Below are 14,334 nucleotides of genomic sequence, written 5' to 3'. Positions count from 1 at the left end.
GTGCGGCTTACCGCAAGGCCCAGCGCATCAGATGGCCGACGCCGAGCGCGCCGAGCCGGATCGCCGGGCGTCCGGCGGCGGGCAGGTCGAGCCCGTGCAACCGCGCCGCCCAGCGTGGCATCAGCTCGATCCCCGCCTGCATCATCACTGCGTTTATCGGAGCATTGAGCCGGCTGGGCGAGGGTTGATCGATCAGCCGCCGTGCCACCTCGCGCGTGCGGTGATCGACGCGCAGCGCCGGCCGCATGGCGAGCAGATAGGCCGACAGCGCGGCGCGGCTGCGCGGCACGTCGCCCGCGCCCAGCCGCTCGGCAATCACCGCCATCTCGTCGACATAGGCGTCCTGCCGCACCATCGGCATCGCCGGGTCGCGATAGCGGAGATGCGCGCGCAGGAAGCTGTCGACCTCGACGCCGTGGACCCAGGCGAGCAGCGCGGGGTCGTTGGCGCTGTAGGGGGTGCCATCGGGCAGCGTCCCCCTCACCCGGTCGTGCACGCCGCGTACCCGCGCGATCATCCGCTCCGCCGCCTCGGTCGAGCCATAGCTGGTGACCGAGATGAACTGCGCCGTCCGCCGCAGGCGCCCGGTCATGTCGCGGCGAAAGTCGCTATGGTCCCACACGCCGGCGAGCGCGCCGGGATGGAGCATCTGCACCAGCAGCGAGGCGATGCCGCCGATCATCATGCTGGTGAAGTCGCCATGCACCGCCCAGGTCGCGGAGCCCGGACCGAACAGCCCGGCATCGCCCGCCGGGCGGCTCAGGTCCAACTCGCCCGAGCCCACCAGCCCGCGCACCCGGTCGCCGATCGCCTGCCGCATGTCCATGGCCGGCGATATGGGGATGGCGCCGTGTCAGCGAAAGGCGGCGGCGCGCGCCCTCACCGCGTCCCAGGCGGCGATTTCCGTTGGATAGCGATGGGTTACGACCCGATCGCTCGCGGTCCCGGCGGCGGGGTCGACGGTCACCTCCCCCTCCCACTCGAAAGTCGCGTTGCCGGCGATCGTCACCATCGCGTCCTCGGTCGCCATCGCGCGGACCAGCCCGCCGCGGTTCAGCACCGTCACCTCCGCGCCGAAGCGCCAGCGCCCAGTCAGGCAGGCGGCATAGGTGGAGGCGGCCATCGCGCTGCCGCAACTGTCGGTCAGGCCGACCCCCCGCTCGAAGGTGCGGACGAACAGGCTGTCCTCACCCACGACGACGAAGCTGACATTGGCGCGGCGCGGCAGCCAGTCGGGTGCCGACTCGCAGATCGTGCCCAGCCGCACCAGCTCCGCCTCGTCGACTGCCTCGACGAAGGTGACGAGGTGCGGGTTGGGGATCGCCACCGCGGTGAAGCGCCGGTCGCCGAGCGGCGGGACGGACGCGTCGACCACTCGGTCGACGCCGATCGCCATCGGCCAGGCGGCGACGTCGAGCGAGGCCGGGCCGGCGACCTCGCGCACGGTGTAGACGCCGGGCGCCAGGTCCGGATCGTGCGCCGCCTGCGCGACCGATCCTACCAGCCGTACCCCCGCCGCCTCGACCCCCAGTGCCGCGAAGCCCGCCCGCGCGACGCAGCGCACGCCGTTCAGGCAGGTCTCCGCCTCCGACCCATCGCTGTTGAACATGCGGAAGCCGATCGGGTGGGTCGCATCCCCCGTCAGCAACAGCAGCAGACCGTCGCCGCCGACCGGCCCCGCCCGATCCGCCAGCGCCCGCGCCACACCCGCCCATGCCATATCGTCCAGCGACAGGGTTCGCGCGTCGATCAGCGGGAAGTCGTTGCCCGATCCATGGCATTTGACGAACGACAGGCGCATCGCGGATTTCCTCTGTGACGGGGGTGCGGCTGCCACTCCGGCGGCGGGCATGTCAATGCAGCCCGTAATGCGCCGCCAGCCGGTCGAGCGCGAGCGTCAGCACCAGCCGGCCCGAGCGGCCGGGCCAGCCCAGCGCTTTCTCCGCCGCCGGCACTGCTTCGCCCGCGCAGGCGACGCGCCAGAGTATGTCGGTCAGGCCGGGGCCGACCGCGGCGATCGCCGCGTCGAAGCGGCGCTTGGCCGACAGCTGCGCCGCCGCCGGATCGACCGGCGCGCCACCGCCGTCGACGCGCGGCGCCCAGCGCATCGTCACCGACGCCGCCAGCTGCGCGCGCTCGTAATCCATCCGCAGCCGCTCTCCCGCCTCGCACTGGCGCGGCGTCAGCATGCCGCGGGAGGCCAGCCAGCCGAGCGGCGACTCGGCCGGATTGACCGTCACCCGCCGCCCGTGCGGCGCCGGGCGGCCCTGTTCGTCGATCATCCGTTCCACCAGTCCGCGCATGCGCCACTCCTTCGTTGCGGCCGGTCGCCTGCCACGAAGCGGGGCGTGTAGGACAGCCGTCTCGCCGCCACTGGCGTTCGGGCGACAACGGTGACACCGTATCCCCGGCATGAAACGAAGCGCAGGGATGGTGACATGATCGACCGTCGGACCCTCTTCGGCGTCGCCACGCTGGCCGGATTGACCGGCTTCGCCCGCGCGCAGGCTGCGCCGGACGCGGCGGCGAAGCGCCGGCCCGAGGACTGGGCGTGGACCGATCGCTACGCCGAGGACAATCGCCGCCGCATCGCCGCGGGTGAGCGCGCCGGCATCGTTTTCCTGGGCGACTCGATCACCGAAGGCTGGAGCGTTCGCCGCCCCGCCTTCTTCACCGCCGGCCGGGTGAACCGCGGCATCGGTGGACAGACGACGCCGCAGATGTTGGTGCGAACCATGCCCGACGTCGTCGCGCTGCGCCCGCGCGTGCTGCACCTGATGGGCGGCACCAACGACGTCGCCGGCAATACCGGGCCGATGACCGGGCTGGACACCGCGGGCAACCTGACCGCGATCTGCCAGGTCGCGCGCGCCAACGGCATCGCGGTGCTGCTCGCCTCCGTGCCGCCGGCGAGCGGCTTTCCATGGCGGCCGGGGCTCGACCCCGTCGCGCCGATCCGCGCGATCAACGCCTGGGCACGCGAGCATGCCAGGGCGCTCGGCGTGCGCTTCGTCGACTATACGCCGGTGCTGGCCACACCGGATGGCGCGATGAAGCCGGGCCTAGCCTATGACGGCGTCCATCCGACCGAGGGAGGATATGACGCGATGGCGAGCGTGCTGGAGCCGATCCTGCGCGCGATGAGGGTTTGACGGGATGGTGGGCGCTGACGGGCTCGAACCGCCGACCCTCTCGGTGTAAACGAGATGCTCTACCAACTGAGCTAAGCGCCCGCGCGATCGCCCTTAGCGAGGAAGCACCACGCGGCGCAAGCGATCACGCGAAGGGCAGCCCGGCCCGACGCAGCGCCGCGGCATAGCCGTCCATTCCGGTCAACGCCCGAAGCGACAGCGAGATGAAGGCACGGCGCCCGTCGGTGGGATCGCGGTGCCGCTCCAGCAGGCCGATATCGGTCAGCCGCCCCATCCAGCGTAGCGCCGTGGTCGGCGCGACCGCGGCGGCGATGCACAGGCTCGACACCGACACCCGCGCCCGCTCCAGATGCGCGGCGTAGAGGTCGAGCAGCATGTCCCAGGCCGGATCCTCGAACAGGCCGGACTGGAAGAAGGAGTCGCGCAGGCGGCGCGCGCGCAGCGCCTGCCGCACGGTCTGCGGATCGACCGCCGCCGGGGCGGGCGCGAAGCCGAAGCTCATGTGCCGGTCGCCGACCCCGCCCGGCCGACCCTCCGGATCGCCGCGCTCGCGATCGGCGAAATCGACGATGATCGCGGCGAGGCGCGCGATCTCCTCGTTCATCTGTCGCTCGCGGTCATCCTCGCGGACCCGGTCGGACAGGCCGCGACCGCCAGCAAGCTGGCCGGCGACGGCGATCGCCGCGATCTGCCGCGCCACGCTGGGCCGGCACAGCAGCTGCACGCCCGGCAGCAACAGCGTGCCCGCGACCAGATCGATCTGCGCATCGTCGAGGGCCACGACCGCGTGCAGGCCATCGGCCTCCACCAGCTTCGCCACCACCGGCAGCGCCGTCTCCAGCGTGGCGAGCGGCGCCCCCTCGGCCTCGATCGCCAGGACCGGGGCACTGCCGACATGGGCCGGCAGGCCGGACAGCTCCGCCCAGTCGAGCGCGGCGACGACGCGGCCACCTGCCTGCACCACCGCGTCGCTCGCCGCGGAATGCCGGACGGCCGCCGCGATCAGGACGACATCGAACCCCGCCATCAGCCGAGCGCCTTGACGATCTCCTCGACCATCTTCTTGGCGTCGGCGAGCAGCATCATGGTATTGTCGCGGTAGAACAGTTCGTTATCGACTCCGGCATAGCCGACGCCACCCATCGATCGCTTGATGAACAGCACCGTCCCCGCCTTCTCGACGTCGAGGACGGGCATGCCGTAGATGGGCGAGGTCTTGTCGGTCTTGGCCGCCGGGTTGGTCACGTCGTTGGCGCCGATAACGAAGGCGACGTCGGTCTGGGCGAAATCGGCGTTGATGTCCTCCAGCTCGAACACCTCGTCATAGGGGACGTTCGCCTCGGCCAGCAGCACGTTCATGTGGCCGGGCATCCGGCCGGCGACGGGATGGATCGCGTATTTCACGCGCACCCCCTCTTCCTTCAGCTTGTCGGCCATTTCGCGCAGTGCGTGCTGCGCCTGCGCCACCGCCATGCCGTAGCCGGGGACGATCACGACCTGGCTCGCCTGGCTCATCAGGAACGCGGCGTCCTCTGCCGAGCCGCGCTTCCACGGGCGATCGGTCGCCGCCGCCTCACCCGCCGGCCCGGCCACCGCGCCGAAGCCGCCGGCGATCACGCTGATGAAGCTGCGGTTCATCGCGCGGCACATGATGTACGACAGGATCGCGCCCGACGAGCCGACTAGCGCGCCGGTGATAATCATCGCCGAATTGCCGAGCGTGAAGCCCATCGCCGCTGCCGCCCAGCCCGAATAGCTGTTCAGCATCGACACCACGACCGGCATGTCGGCGCCGCCGATCGGGATGATGAGCAGGAACCCGATGGCAAAGGCGAGCACGGTCAACACCCAGAACGCCCAGCCGTCCTGCGTGTGCGCGAAATGCGCGACCAGCACCAGGATCGCGACCAGTGTGCCCAGGTTGATCGCGTGGCGGCCAGGCAGCAGGATCGGCTTGCCGCCCATGTTGCCGTTGAGCTTCAGGAAGGCGATGACCGAGCCGGAGAAGGTGATCGCACCGATCGCGACGCCCAGCCCCATCTCGACCTTGCTGGCCGGCTGGATGACGGTGAACGGGTCGCCGATCAGCGGCACGACCAGCTGGCCGATCCCGAATGCCTGCGGGTTCAGGTACGCGGCGAACCCGACCAGCACCGCGGCCAGGCCGACCAGCGAGTGGAAGGCGGCGACCAGCTGCGGCATCGCGGTCATCGCGATGCGCCGCGCGGTGGTGATGCCGATCGCCGCGCCGATGGCGATGGCCGCGAGGATTTCGAGGACGGCAACCGTGTCGATGCGGGCGAACAGCGGTCCGGTTGCCGCGATCGGACCGGCCGGCCCGTCCAGCACCAGCCCCACCGTCTGCACCGGCACATGCGTCACCAGCGTCGTCACGACCGCGATGGCCATGCCGATCATGCCCAGCCGGTTGCCGCGCTGGCTGGTCGACGGGCTCGACAGGCCGCGCAGCGCCAGGATGAAGCACACCCCCGCGACCAGATAGGCGAACGCCACCCAGGGGTTGACCGCTACCTCATGCATCCTGCTTCCCCCGGACCCGTTCGTCGAGCGTGCGCGTCACTTCGCGACCCGCTCCTTCTTCTTGTACATCGCCAGCATCCGCGCGGTGACCGCGAAGCCGCCGAAGATATTGATGCTCGCCAGCACCACCGCCGCCAGCCCCAGCCACTTCGCGGTCGGCGACCCCGCAGCGGCGGCCGCGACCAGCGCGCCGACGATGATGACCGACGAGATCGCGTTGGTGACCGCCATCAGCGGCGTATGCAGCGCCGGCGTCACCGACCAGACGACGTAATAGCCGACGAAGCAGGCGAGGACGAAGATCGACAGGATGGCGATGAAGGTCATTGGCGGCGTTGCTCCGCTGCTTGGGCGATGGCCGATATGGCACCATCGAGATTGGACAGAACATAGGCGGCAGGCAAGCGCAGGACGGTCAGACCCCGCTGTATGAACCAGCGATCCCGAACGTCGTCTCGCAACGGGCGGTCACCGCGGCCATGTACCTCGCCGTCCACCTCGACGATCAACCGTGACTCGTGACAGTAGAAATCGGCGATATACGGGCCGGAGGGATGCTGGCGCCGGAACTTGAAGCCGCCGGGACGCTGCTGCAACGCTCGCCACAGCACGATCTCCGGCAAGCTCATATCCTGCCGAAGCCGACGCGCCTGCCGACCTGTCTCCCCGACACCCTGCAGCATCAACTCCTCCCCTGTAAGGGGAGGTGGCAGGCGTCAGCCTGACGGAGGGGTGTCTCCGTCCACGAGGGCCCGCGACATAAGGACGGGCGACACCCCTCCGTCGCGCTGGCGCGCGCCACCTCCCCTTCCAGGGGAGGAGTTATCATGCGGTCAGCCTCGCGTTCACCACCTTGCCGCCCCTGGTCAGGCGGATCGCGTCGCCGATCTCGGCATCCAGCACGGGGCGGCCGGCGTCCTTGTCCCAGAAGGCGGACAGGAAATTATAGAGGTTGCGCGCGAACAGCGCCGATGCGTCCGCCGCCAGCCGGCTCGGCACGTTGCGGTGGCCGACGATCTTCACGCCGTGGCGCTCGACCACCTCGCCGGCGACCGCGCCCTCGACATTGCCGCCTTGCTCGACCGCCAGGTCGACGACGACGCTACCCGGCCGCATCGTCGCCAGCTGCGCGTCCGACACCAGCCGGGGTGCCGGGCGGCCGGGGATCAGCGCGGTGGTGATGACGATGTCCTGCTTGGCGATGTGCGCCGAAACCAATTCTGCCTGCGCGGCCTGGTATTCGGGGCTCATTTCGCCGGCATAGCCGCCCGTGCCCTCGCCCTCGATCCCCGCGACGTTCTCGACGAAGATCGGCTTGGCGCCCAACGACTGGATCTGCTCGCGCGTTGCCGAGCGGACGTCGGTGGCCGATACCTGCGCACCCAGCCGGCGGGCGGTGGCGATCGCCTGGAGCCCGGCGACGCCCACGCCCATCACGAACACGCGTGCTGCCGCGACGGTGCCGGCGGCGGTCATCATCATCGGAAAGGCGCGGCCATATTCGGCCGCGGCGTCGAGCACCGCCTTGTACCCCGACAGGTTCGACTGCGAGGACAGGATGTCCATCGACTGGGCGCGAGTGATGCGCGGCATCCACTCCATCGCCAGCGCCTCGACGCCTGCGGCGGCATAGGCGTCGATACGGGCGCGATCCCCGACCGGGTTGAGCCCCGCAACCAGCCACGCCCCCGGCACCACGCCGGCCAGTCCGGCCGGATCCGGCCCCTGCACGCCCAGCACGATGTCGGCGCCGGCCAGCACCGCGGCGCGATCGGCAACGGTCGCGCCAGCCTCCGCATAGGCGCTGTCGGCATAGCCCGCCGCCGTGCCCGCACCGCTCTCGACCGCGACGGTCGCGCCCAGTGCGGCGAATTTCTTCGCGGTCTCGGGCGTGGCGGCGACCCGCCGCTCCCCCTCGGCTTGCTCCCTCAGGACGGCGATCCGCATCCCGCCGCTCAGTGCGCGATGAGCCAGATCACCAGCGCGGCGAGCAGGAAGCACGCGACCCCGCCATATTTCATCATCGAGATCATACGGTCATAGGTCTTGACGTCGACCTTGGTGTCGCCGTGTCCGGCCATGGAGCGTCCCCTGAAATTAAACCTTGTTTCGGACCGACCCTAACCGCGCACCGTTCCCGCCTCAAGCCCCCGGCCCTAAACCCCGCCGGCGGCACCGCGTGCGGCGTTCGGGCCAGTCCGGTCACGAACGCGTCACGATCGCCGCATAACCGGCGGGGCGCTTAAGGCTGCCTTTACCTACGCGCCCCTATTGACCGTACCGAACCGGGACGGAAGACGACGAATGACGCGCAATGGACAGCGGCTGCTTCTGCTGATCGACGACGAACCCGCACAGCGCAGGCTGATCGCGGCGCTGGCAGCGCGCGGCGGCTGGCGGGCGATCTTCGCGGGTGACGAGGACACCGCGATCGCGACGCTCGGCACGCAGGACGGGATGCACCTCGACGCGGTGCTGATCGACCATTGGTCGGCCGATGCCGACGCCACCCACCTGATCGCCGAGCTGCGGCGCGAGCGGCCGCAGCTGCCGATCCTGGTGCTGACCGCCAACGGTTCGGCGACGCAGGCGGTGGCGGCGATGCGCAGCGGCGCGACCGACTTCCTGGTCAAGCCGCTCGCCCCCGACCGGCTGCTCGCCGCGCTGGAGGCGGCGGTCGGCGGCACGGTGGCGGGCGAGCTGCGCCCGCTGACCGAGAAGCTGCCCGCGCAGCTGGCGTTCGACGAGATCGTCGGCTCTTCCCCCGATTTCCGGGCCGCGCTGGCGATCGCGGCCAAGGCCGCCCGCTCGCGCGCGCCGGTGCTGATCGAGGGCGAGGGCGGCGTCGGCAAGGAAGTGATCGCCAAGGCGATCCACGCCGCATCGCCTCGCTCGAAGCGCCCGATGCTGACCATCAACTGCGGCGCGATCCCGGCCAATCTGGTCGAGAGCGAGCTGTTCGGGCACGAAATGGGCGCCTTTACCGGCGCGTTCGAGCGCAAGATCGGCAAATTCCAGGAGGTCGATGGCGGCACCATCTTCCTCGACGAGGTCGGCGAGATGCCGCCCGAGGCGCAGGTGAAGCTGCTGCGTATGCTCCAGACCGGCGAGGTCCAGCCGCTCGGCGCGCGCCACCCGCGCGAGGTCGACGTGCGCGTCATCGCCGCCAGCAACCGCCGCCTGAGCGAGGAGGTGGAGGCCGATCGCTTCCGCGAGGACCTGTTCTATCGCCTGAACACCGTGCAGGTCGCGATCCCGCCGCTGAGGGACCGGATCGGCGACGTGCCGGCGCTCGCGCGGCACCTGCTGGCGCGGATCGGGCGGCAGCCGGGCCTGCGCGCGCTGGGCATCACCGACGACGCGCTCGACCTGCTCGCCGGCTATGAGTGGCCGGGCAATGTCCGCCAGTTGCAGAACGCCCTCTTCCGCGCGGCGGTGCTGTGCGAGGGCGACGCGCTGACCCGCAGCGATTTCCCGCAGATCGCCGCGATGGGGCATCGCCGCTCGGCCACCGCGGCGGAAGCGGGCGGGGTCAGCCTGTTCCGCCCCGACGGCCATCTGCGCCCGCTGGAGGATATCGAGGCGGACGTGATCCGGCTGGCGATCGGCCATTATCGTGGTCGCATGACCGAGGTCGCGCGCCGACTGGGGATCGGCCGGTCGACATTGTACCGCAAGCTGGGCGAACTGGGCATCGACAGCGCGGCCTGATCGGCGCCCGCGACTCGGCGACGGAGCGAGCCGGCGGGCGCACACGCCTGCCAAAAAAATCGATCGGGGTCGGGGAGACAAGCCGCGACGGGCAGCGTAATCCGGCGGCATGGTTCCGCCCGATCGCGCCAGCCCTGATCGCGTCATTCTCGTCACCGGTGCCGCGTCCGGTATCGGCCTGGCCACCGCGATGCGGCTGGCGACCGAGGGCGCGGCGCGGCTGGTGCTGGTCGATCGCGACGCCGACGCGCTGGCGCGGATCGACATGCCGTGCAGCATCGACCTGCTGCCCGGCGATGTTGCGGACGAGGCGTTCTGGGACGCCGCCAGCCCCTATCTGGGCGGACTGACCGGCGCGGTCGTCAACGCCGGCGTCGCCGGCGGCGGCATGATCGCCGACCTGTCGCTGGCGGAGTGGCGGCGGGTGCTGTCGGTCAATCTGGACGGCGCGTTCCTGACCCTGCGCGCGGCGCTACGCGCGATGACCGGAGCCGGGGCGATCGTCGCGGTCGCGTCGGCCACTGCGCTGAAGGCCGAGGCGGGAACCGGTGCCTATGCGGCATCCAAGGCCGGGCTGATGCAGCTGGTCCGCGTCGCCGCGAAGGAAGGCGCCGCGCGCGGCCTGCGGGTCAATGCGGTCGCCCCCGGCGGGGTGGCGACACCGATCTGGGACAGCGCACCCTTTTTCGCGGCGCGCGCACGCAAGCTGGGGCGCGATGCCGCGCTGGCCGAGATGGCGGCGGCGTCCACCCCGCTCGGCCGATTCGCGACCGCAGAGGAGGTGGCGGGACAGATCGCCTTCCTGCTCTCCGATGCCGCCGCGTCGATGACCGGCAGCGTGCTGGTCGGCGATGGCGGCTACTCGCTCTGACATGCACGATGACGGCGACAGCGCAGGGCCGTTCGTCCTGCTCGACGATGCCCGCACTGGAGGAGAGGCACGGCTATACCGGGCGCCGGTCGACATCGTCGAGGCGGATCGGATCGAGGCGGTAGCCGCGGCACTCGACCGGCTGCGGGCCGGCACCGCGCGGGGGCTGCACGCGGCGGGGTTCCTGTCCTACGAGGTGGGCGCGGCGTTCGAGCCGGCGCTGCCCGCCCCTGCCCCGTCCGCGACCCCGCTCCTCTGGTTCGGGCTGTTCGACGGGTGGACACCGGTCGAAGCGGCGACGTGGCTGCCCGATCCGGCCGGCGCGTGGATCGGCGCGCCGGCGCCGCTCGTCGACATGGCGATGCATCAGGACCGCATCCGTGCACTGCTGGCGCTGATCGCGGCGGGCGACCTGTACCAGGCGAACCTCAGCGTGCCGGCCGCCGTGCCGTTCCAGGGCGATCCGCTGTCGCTCTACGCGCAGCTGCGCGGGACGGCGGGCGCGGGGTATGGCGCGGTGGCGTCGACCGGACGGCAGACGCTGCTCAGCTTCTCACCCGAATTGTTCTTCCGCCTCGACGGCGACCGGCTGACCTGCCGGCCGATGAAGGGCACCGCGCGGCGTGCCGATACTGCTGCGGACGACGCAGCGCAGGCTGCGACGCTGGCCGCCGATGCCAAGCAGCGCGCCGAGAACCTGATGATCGTCGACCTGATGCGCAACGACCTGTCGCGCGTCGCGGTGCCGGGCAGCGTCGCGGTGCCCGACCTGTTCGCGGTCGAGACCTATCCGACCGTCCACCAGATGACCTCGACCGTCACCGCGACGCTGGCGCCGGGCCACGACGCGGTCGACGTGCTGGCGGCAGCCTTCCCGTGCGGATCGATCACCGGCGCGCCAAAGGTCCGCGCGATGCAGGCGATCGCCGATCTGGAGCAGGCACCGCGCGGCGCCTATACCGGCGCGATCGGGCGGATCGACGCAGGCGGCGATGCGGCGTTCAACGTCGCGATCCGCACGCTGGTGCTGGACGCCGGGGCGTCCGCCGCCATGCTGGCGCTGGGATCGGGGATCGTCGCCGACTCGGACCCCGCCGCCGAGTGGGACGAGTGCCTGGCCAAGGGCGCGTTCGTCGGCGACGGCGTCGCGCGGTTCGACCTGATCGAGACGATGGTTTTCGACCCGGAAGAGGGCATATTGCGCCTCGACCTGCACCTCGCGCGGATGAAGGCGAGCGCGGACGCGCTGGGCTTCGCGTTCGACCGGCACGCCGCGCGCAACGAGTTGCAGGCCGCGACCTTTCGCCTGCGCGAGGGCCGGCGGGTGCGGCTGGTCCTGGCGCCATCGGGCATCGTCGCGATCGAAACGGGGCCGCTGCCCGCTCCCGCGCAGACACCGCTGACCGTCGCGATCGTGCCGCTGCCGGTTCGCCCCGACGACGTGCGGCTGCGGCACAAGACGTCCGCTCGCGGCTTCTATGACGCGGCGCGACGCGCGGCGGGCACCGACGAGGTGGTGTTCGAGCATGAGGGGCGGCTGACCGAGGGTAGCTTCACCTCGCTGTTCGTCGAGCGTGACGGGACATTGGTGACCCCGGCGGCGAGCGATCCGATGCTGCCGGGCGTGCTGCGCGCCGCGCTGATCGCCGAGGGACGGGCGGTCGAGGGCGTCGTCACCCGCGACGATCTGGCGGGGGGATTTTCGCTCGGCAATGCCGTGCGCGGGCTGATCCCGGCGCTTGTTGCAGGAGCGAAATAGGCTATAGCGCCGCCGCCCCCAAGAAGAAGGCCGCCCGATGAAGACCTCCGCCGCGCTCGACCGCATCAGCCCCTCGCCCACGCTGGCCGTCACCGCCCGCGTCGCCGAGCTGAAGCGCAGCGGCGTCGACGTGATCGGCCTGGGCGCCGGCGAGCCCGATTTCGAGACGCCCGACTTCATCAAGGACGCCGCGATCCGGGCGATCCGCGACGGGCAGACCCGCTACACGGTCGTCGACGGCACGCAGGTGCTGAAGGAGGCGATCGTCGCCAAGTTCCAGCGCGACAACGGCCTGGCCTATGCGACCAACCAGATCAGCGTGAACGTCGGCGGCAAGCACACGCTGTTCAACGCGCTGGTCGCGACGATCGACGCGGGCGACGAAGTGGTGATCCCGGCGCCGTACTGGGTCAGCTATCCGGACATCGTCCAGTTCGCCGGCGGTACGCCCGTCATCGCCAAGGCGGGAGCCGAGCAGAACTACAAGCTGTCGCCCGAGGCGCTGGACGCCGCGATCACGCCGCGCACCAAGTGGGTGATCCTGAACTCGCCGTCCAACCCGACCGGCGCGGCGTATAGCGCCGACGAGCTGAAGGCATTGGGCGCGGTGCTGGCACGGCACCCGCACGTCTGGATCCTGGCGGACGATATGTACGAGCATATCGTCTACGACGATTTCCGCTTCGCCACGATCGCCGAGGTGTGCCCGGACCTGTACGATCGCACGCTGACCGTGAATGGCTGTTCCAAGGCGTATTCGATGACCGGCTGGCGGATCGGCTTCGCCGGCGGCGCCCCCTGGCTCATCAAGGCGATGGCAAAGCTCCAGTCGCAGTCGACCAGCAACCCCTGCTCGGTCGCGCAGGCGGCGGCGGTCGCGGCGCTGACCGGCGACCAGTCGTTTCTGGCGGAGCGCAATGCCGCGTTCAAGACGCGCCGCGACCTGGTGGTCGACGCGCTGAACGCCATCCCCGGCATCACCTGCCCCCGGCCCGAGGGCGCCTTCTATGTCTACCCGTCGGTCGCCGGCCTGATCGGCAAGACGACGCTCAAGGGCGTGACGATCGCCGATGACGAGGCGTTCGTGACCTACCTGCTCGACGAGGCGCGCGTCGCCGCGGTTCAGGGCGCGGCGTTCGGCCTCTCGCCAGCGATGCGGATCAGCTACGCAACCTCTGACGCGCTGCTGACCGAGGCGTGCGCGCGCATCGCGGAGGCGTGCGCGGCTCTGCGGTAAGGCTGTTCGATTTCCGGCGTCGCCCCAGCGTAGGCTGGGGCCTTCCGCGTGGCGAGCGGCACGCCGGCCGATCGGAAGACCCCAGCCTGCGATGGGGTGACGATGCTTGCCAGCGACAACCTCCGATGAACGCGTCGCCAAGCGATCGTTCATTCGGCAACGCTATGTTTCAGGACAGTCATCTTGTCGTGACGTGGTGCATCCACGACATGGCGGGCAACGTCTCTCCGTCGTCCCACGGCGGTTCAACAGGTTTCAGGATCATGCTCAACATCATCAAGTCCAGTGTCGTGTGGCAGTTCGCCGGTGGCTTCGTGCTCGGCGCAATCGGGCTCGTGGCGCTCCAGCCGGCCGATGCGACGCGCGAGCTGGTCAGCCGCTTCGTGCCGACGCACGAGGTCCGCTGAGGTGAAGCTGCTTTGGCCATTGGTCGCGACGGCGTCGCTGGCCTCTGCGGTGCTGATCGGCCGAGCGGATGCCGAGCGCGCGGTGCCGATCCCGGCCGCGCGCACCGACGTGCCCGCTGCTCCGGGCCTGCAGACCGCGGTGCTGGCCGGTGGCTGCTTCTGGGGCATGGATGCGGTGTTCTCGCACGTCAAGGGCGTGCGCGCGGTGACGTCCGGCTATGCCGGCGGCCGCGCCGGCACCGCGACCTATGACCAGGTCTCGACCGAGACGACCGGCCATGCCGAGGCGGTGCAGATCCGCTACGACCCGCGTCAGGTGAGCTATGCGACGCTGCTGCGCGTCTATTTCTCGGTCGCGCATGACCCCACCCAGGTCGATCGGCAGGGCCCCGATTCAGGCCCGAGCTATCGCTCGGCGATCTTCCCGCAGACGCCGCAGCAGGCGGCGGTGGCGCGCGCCTATATCGCACAGCTGACCGCGGCCAAGGCATTTCCGCGGCCGATCGCCACCCATGTCGAGCAGGGGCGCTTCTACCCGGCCGAAGCCTATCACCAGGACTTCTTCGCCAAGCACCCGACGCACCCGTATATCGTCGCGTGGGACAAGCCCAAGCTGGCGGCGTTCCGCGCCGGTTTCCCGACGCTAAGCCGCTGAG

The 14,334-nt window shown here is 70.7% G+C and carries 16 protein-coding genes and 1 tRNA gene; 7 read left to right on the top strand and 10 right to left on the bottom strand.

Going from position 1 to position 14,334, the window contains the following annotated elements; genetic code table 11:
- Nucleotides 1-7: 7 nt before the first annotated feature.
- From Q5H91_RS12785 to Q5H91_RS12775, 3 genes are read right to left on the bottom strand one after another with little or no spacing between them, the layout of a single operon-like run.
- A complete protein-coding gene (locus Q5H91_RS12785; RefSeq protein WP_305173806.1) occupies nucleotides 8-826 on the bottom strand; it encodes an oxygenase MpaB family protein in 819 nt (272 codons plus the stop codon).
- Nucleotides 827-853: 27 nt separating this feature from the next.
- The gene (gene dapF, locus Q5H91_RS12780; RefSeq protein ID WP_305173805.1) at nucleotides 854-1,801 is read right to left on the bottom strand and encodes a diaminopimelate epimerase; all 948 of its coding nucleotides are present in this window, start codon (nucleotides 1,799-1,801) and stop codon (nucleotides 854-856) included.
- Nucleotides 1,802-1,853: 52 nt separating this feature from the next.
- Nucleotides 1,854-2,303: a DUF6456 domain-containing protein gene (locus Q5H91_RS12775; RefSeq protein ID WP_305173803.1), complete on the bottom strand. Its 450-nt coding sequence runs from the start codon at nucleotides 2,301-2,303 to the stop codon at nucleotides 1,854-1,856.
- Nucleotides 2,304-2,438: 135 nt separating this feature from the next.
- Between Q5H91_RS12775 and Q5H91_RS12770 the strand changes: the two genes are divergently transcribed.
- Nucleotides 2,439-3,152 (top strand): GDSL-type esterase/lipase family protein, encoded by a 714-nt coding sequence (locus tag Q5H91_RS12770; protein WP_305173802.1) that lies wholly within the window; start codon nucleotides 2,439-2,441, stop codon nucleotides 3,150-3,152.
- A gap of 5 nt (nucleotides 3,153-3,157) precedes the next feature.
- On the opposite strand, the gene Q5H91_RS12765 is transcribed toward Q5H91_RS12770, so the two are convergent.
- The 7 genes from Q5H91_RS12765 to Q5H91_RS12735 all read right to left on the bottom strand — a co-directional run bounded on the left by Q5H91_RS12765 (nucleotide 3,158) and on the right by Q5H91_RS12735 (nucleotide 7,774).
- Nucleotides 3,158-3,233, bottom strand: a tRNA-Val gene (locus Q5H91_RS12765).
- A 43-nt stretch (nucleotides 3,234-3,276) separates the two neighbouring features.
- Nucleotides 3,277-4,179 (bottom strand): helix-turn-helix domain-containing protein, encoded by a 903-nt coding sequence (locus Q5H91_RS12760; RefSeq protein WP_305173801.1) that lies wholly within the window; start codon nucleotides 4,177-4,179, stop codon nucleotides 3,277-3,279.
- The gene (locus Q5H91_RS12755) at nucleotides 4,179-5,693 is read right to left on the bottom strand and encodes an NAD(P)(+) transhydrogenase (Re/Si-specific) subunit beta (protein ID WP_305173800.1); all 1,515 of its coding nucleotides are present in this window, start codon (nucleotides 5,691-5,693) and stop codon (nucleotides 4,179-4,181) included. Before Q5H91_RS12755 ends, Q5H91_RS12760 begins: the two co-directional genes overlap by 1 nt.
- A gap of 36 nt (nucleotides 5,694-5,729) precedes the next feature.
- Nucleotides 5,730-6,020 (bottom strand): NAD(P) transhydrogenase subunit alpha part 2, encoded by a 291-nt coding sequence (locus Q5H91_RS12750; RefSeq protein WP_305173799.1) that lies wholly within the window; start codon nucleotides 6,018-6,020, stop codon nucleotides 5,730-5,732.
- Nucleotides 6,017-6,376, bottom strand: a complete 360-nt coding sequence (locus Q5H91_RS12745; RefSeq protein ID WP_305173798.1) for an endonuclease domain-containing protein — start codon at nucleotides 6,374-6,376, stop codon at nucleotides 6,017-6,019. Before Q5H91_RS12745 ends, Q5H91_RS12750 begins: the two co-directional genes overlap by 4 nt.
- Before the next feature lie 142 nt (nucleotides 6,377-6,518).
- Nucleotides 6,519-7,640: an NAD(P) transhydrogenase subunit alpha gene (locus Q5H91_RS12740; protein WP_305173797.1), complete on the bottom strand. Its 1,122-nt coding sequence runs from the start codon at nucleotides 7,638-7,640 to the stop codon at nucleotides 6,519-6,521.
- 8 nt (nucleotides 7,641-7,648) lie between these two features.
- Nucleotides 7,649-7,774, bottom strand: a complete 126-nt coding sequence (locus Q5H91_RS12735) for an aa3-type cytochrome c oxidase subunit IV (RefSeq protein WP_305173796.1) — start codon at nucleotides 7,772-7,774, stop codon at nucleotides 7,649-7,651.
- A 223-nt stretch (nucleotides 7,775-7,997) separates the two neighbouring features.
- Here Q5H91_RS12735 and Q5H91_RS12730 point away from each other — a divergent pair, with 223 nt between their 5' ends.
- The 6 genes from Q5H91_RS12730 (at nucleotide 7,998) to msrA (ending at nucleotide 14,333) form a co-directional block, all read left to right on the top strand.
- Nucleotides 7,998-9,404, top strand: a complete 1,407-nt coding sequence (locus Q5H91_RS12730) for a sigma-54-dependent transcriptional regulator (protein ID WP_305173795.1) — start codon at nucleotides 7,998-8,000, stop codon at nucleotides 9,402-9,404.
- Between the two features lie 109 nt (nucleotides 9,405-9,513).
- Nucleotides 9,514-10,275: an SDR family NAD(P)-dependent oxidoreductase gene (locus Q5H91_RS12725; protein WP_305173794.1), complete on the top strand. Its 762-nt coding sequence runs from the start codon at nucleotides 9,514-9,516 to the stop codon at nucleotides 10,273-10,275.
- 1 nt (nucleotide 10,276) lies between these two features.
- A complete protein-coding gene (gene pabB, locus Q5H91_RS12720; RefSeq protein ID WP_305173793.1) occupies nucleotides 10,277-12,034 on the top strand; it encodes an aminodeoxychorismate synthase component I in 1,758 nt (585 codons plus the stop codon).
- A 37-nt stretch (nucleotides 12,035-12,071) separates the two neighbouring features.
- Complete coding sequence (locus Q5H91_RS12715; protein WP_305173791.1) at nucleotides 12,072-13,271, top strand: pyridoxal phosphate-dependent aminotransferase; 1,200 nt, start codon at nucleotides 12,072-12,074, stop codon at nucleotides 13,269-13,271.
- A gap of 263 nt (nucleotides 13,272-13,534) precedes the next feature.
- Entirely contained in the window at nucleotides 13,535-13,678 is a 144-nt protein-coding gene (locus Q5H91_RS12710; protein ID WP_305173790.1) for a hypothetical protein, read from the top strand.
- A 7-nt stretch (nucleotides 13,679-13,685) separates the two neighbouring features.
- Nucleotides 13,686-14,333 (top strand): peptide-methionine (S)-S-oxide reductase MsrA, encoded by a 648-nt coding sequence (msrA, locus tag Q5H91_RS12705; RefSeq protein WP_305173944.1) that lies wholly within the window; start codon nucleotides 13,686-13,688, stop codon nucleotides 14,331-14,333.
- Nucleotide 14,334: the final 1 nt, after the last annotated feature.

This window comes from Sphingomonas aurea, from assembly GCF_030678875.1.
GTDB classification, from domain to species: Bacteria; Pseudomonadota; Alphaproteobacteria; order Sphingomonadales; family Sphingomonadaceae; genus Sphingomonas; species Sphingomonas aurea.
Note: the sequence above shows the minus strand (reverse complement) of the source record. Positions and strands in the feature narration are given on the sequence as shown.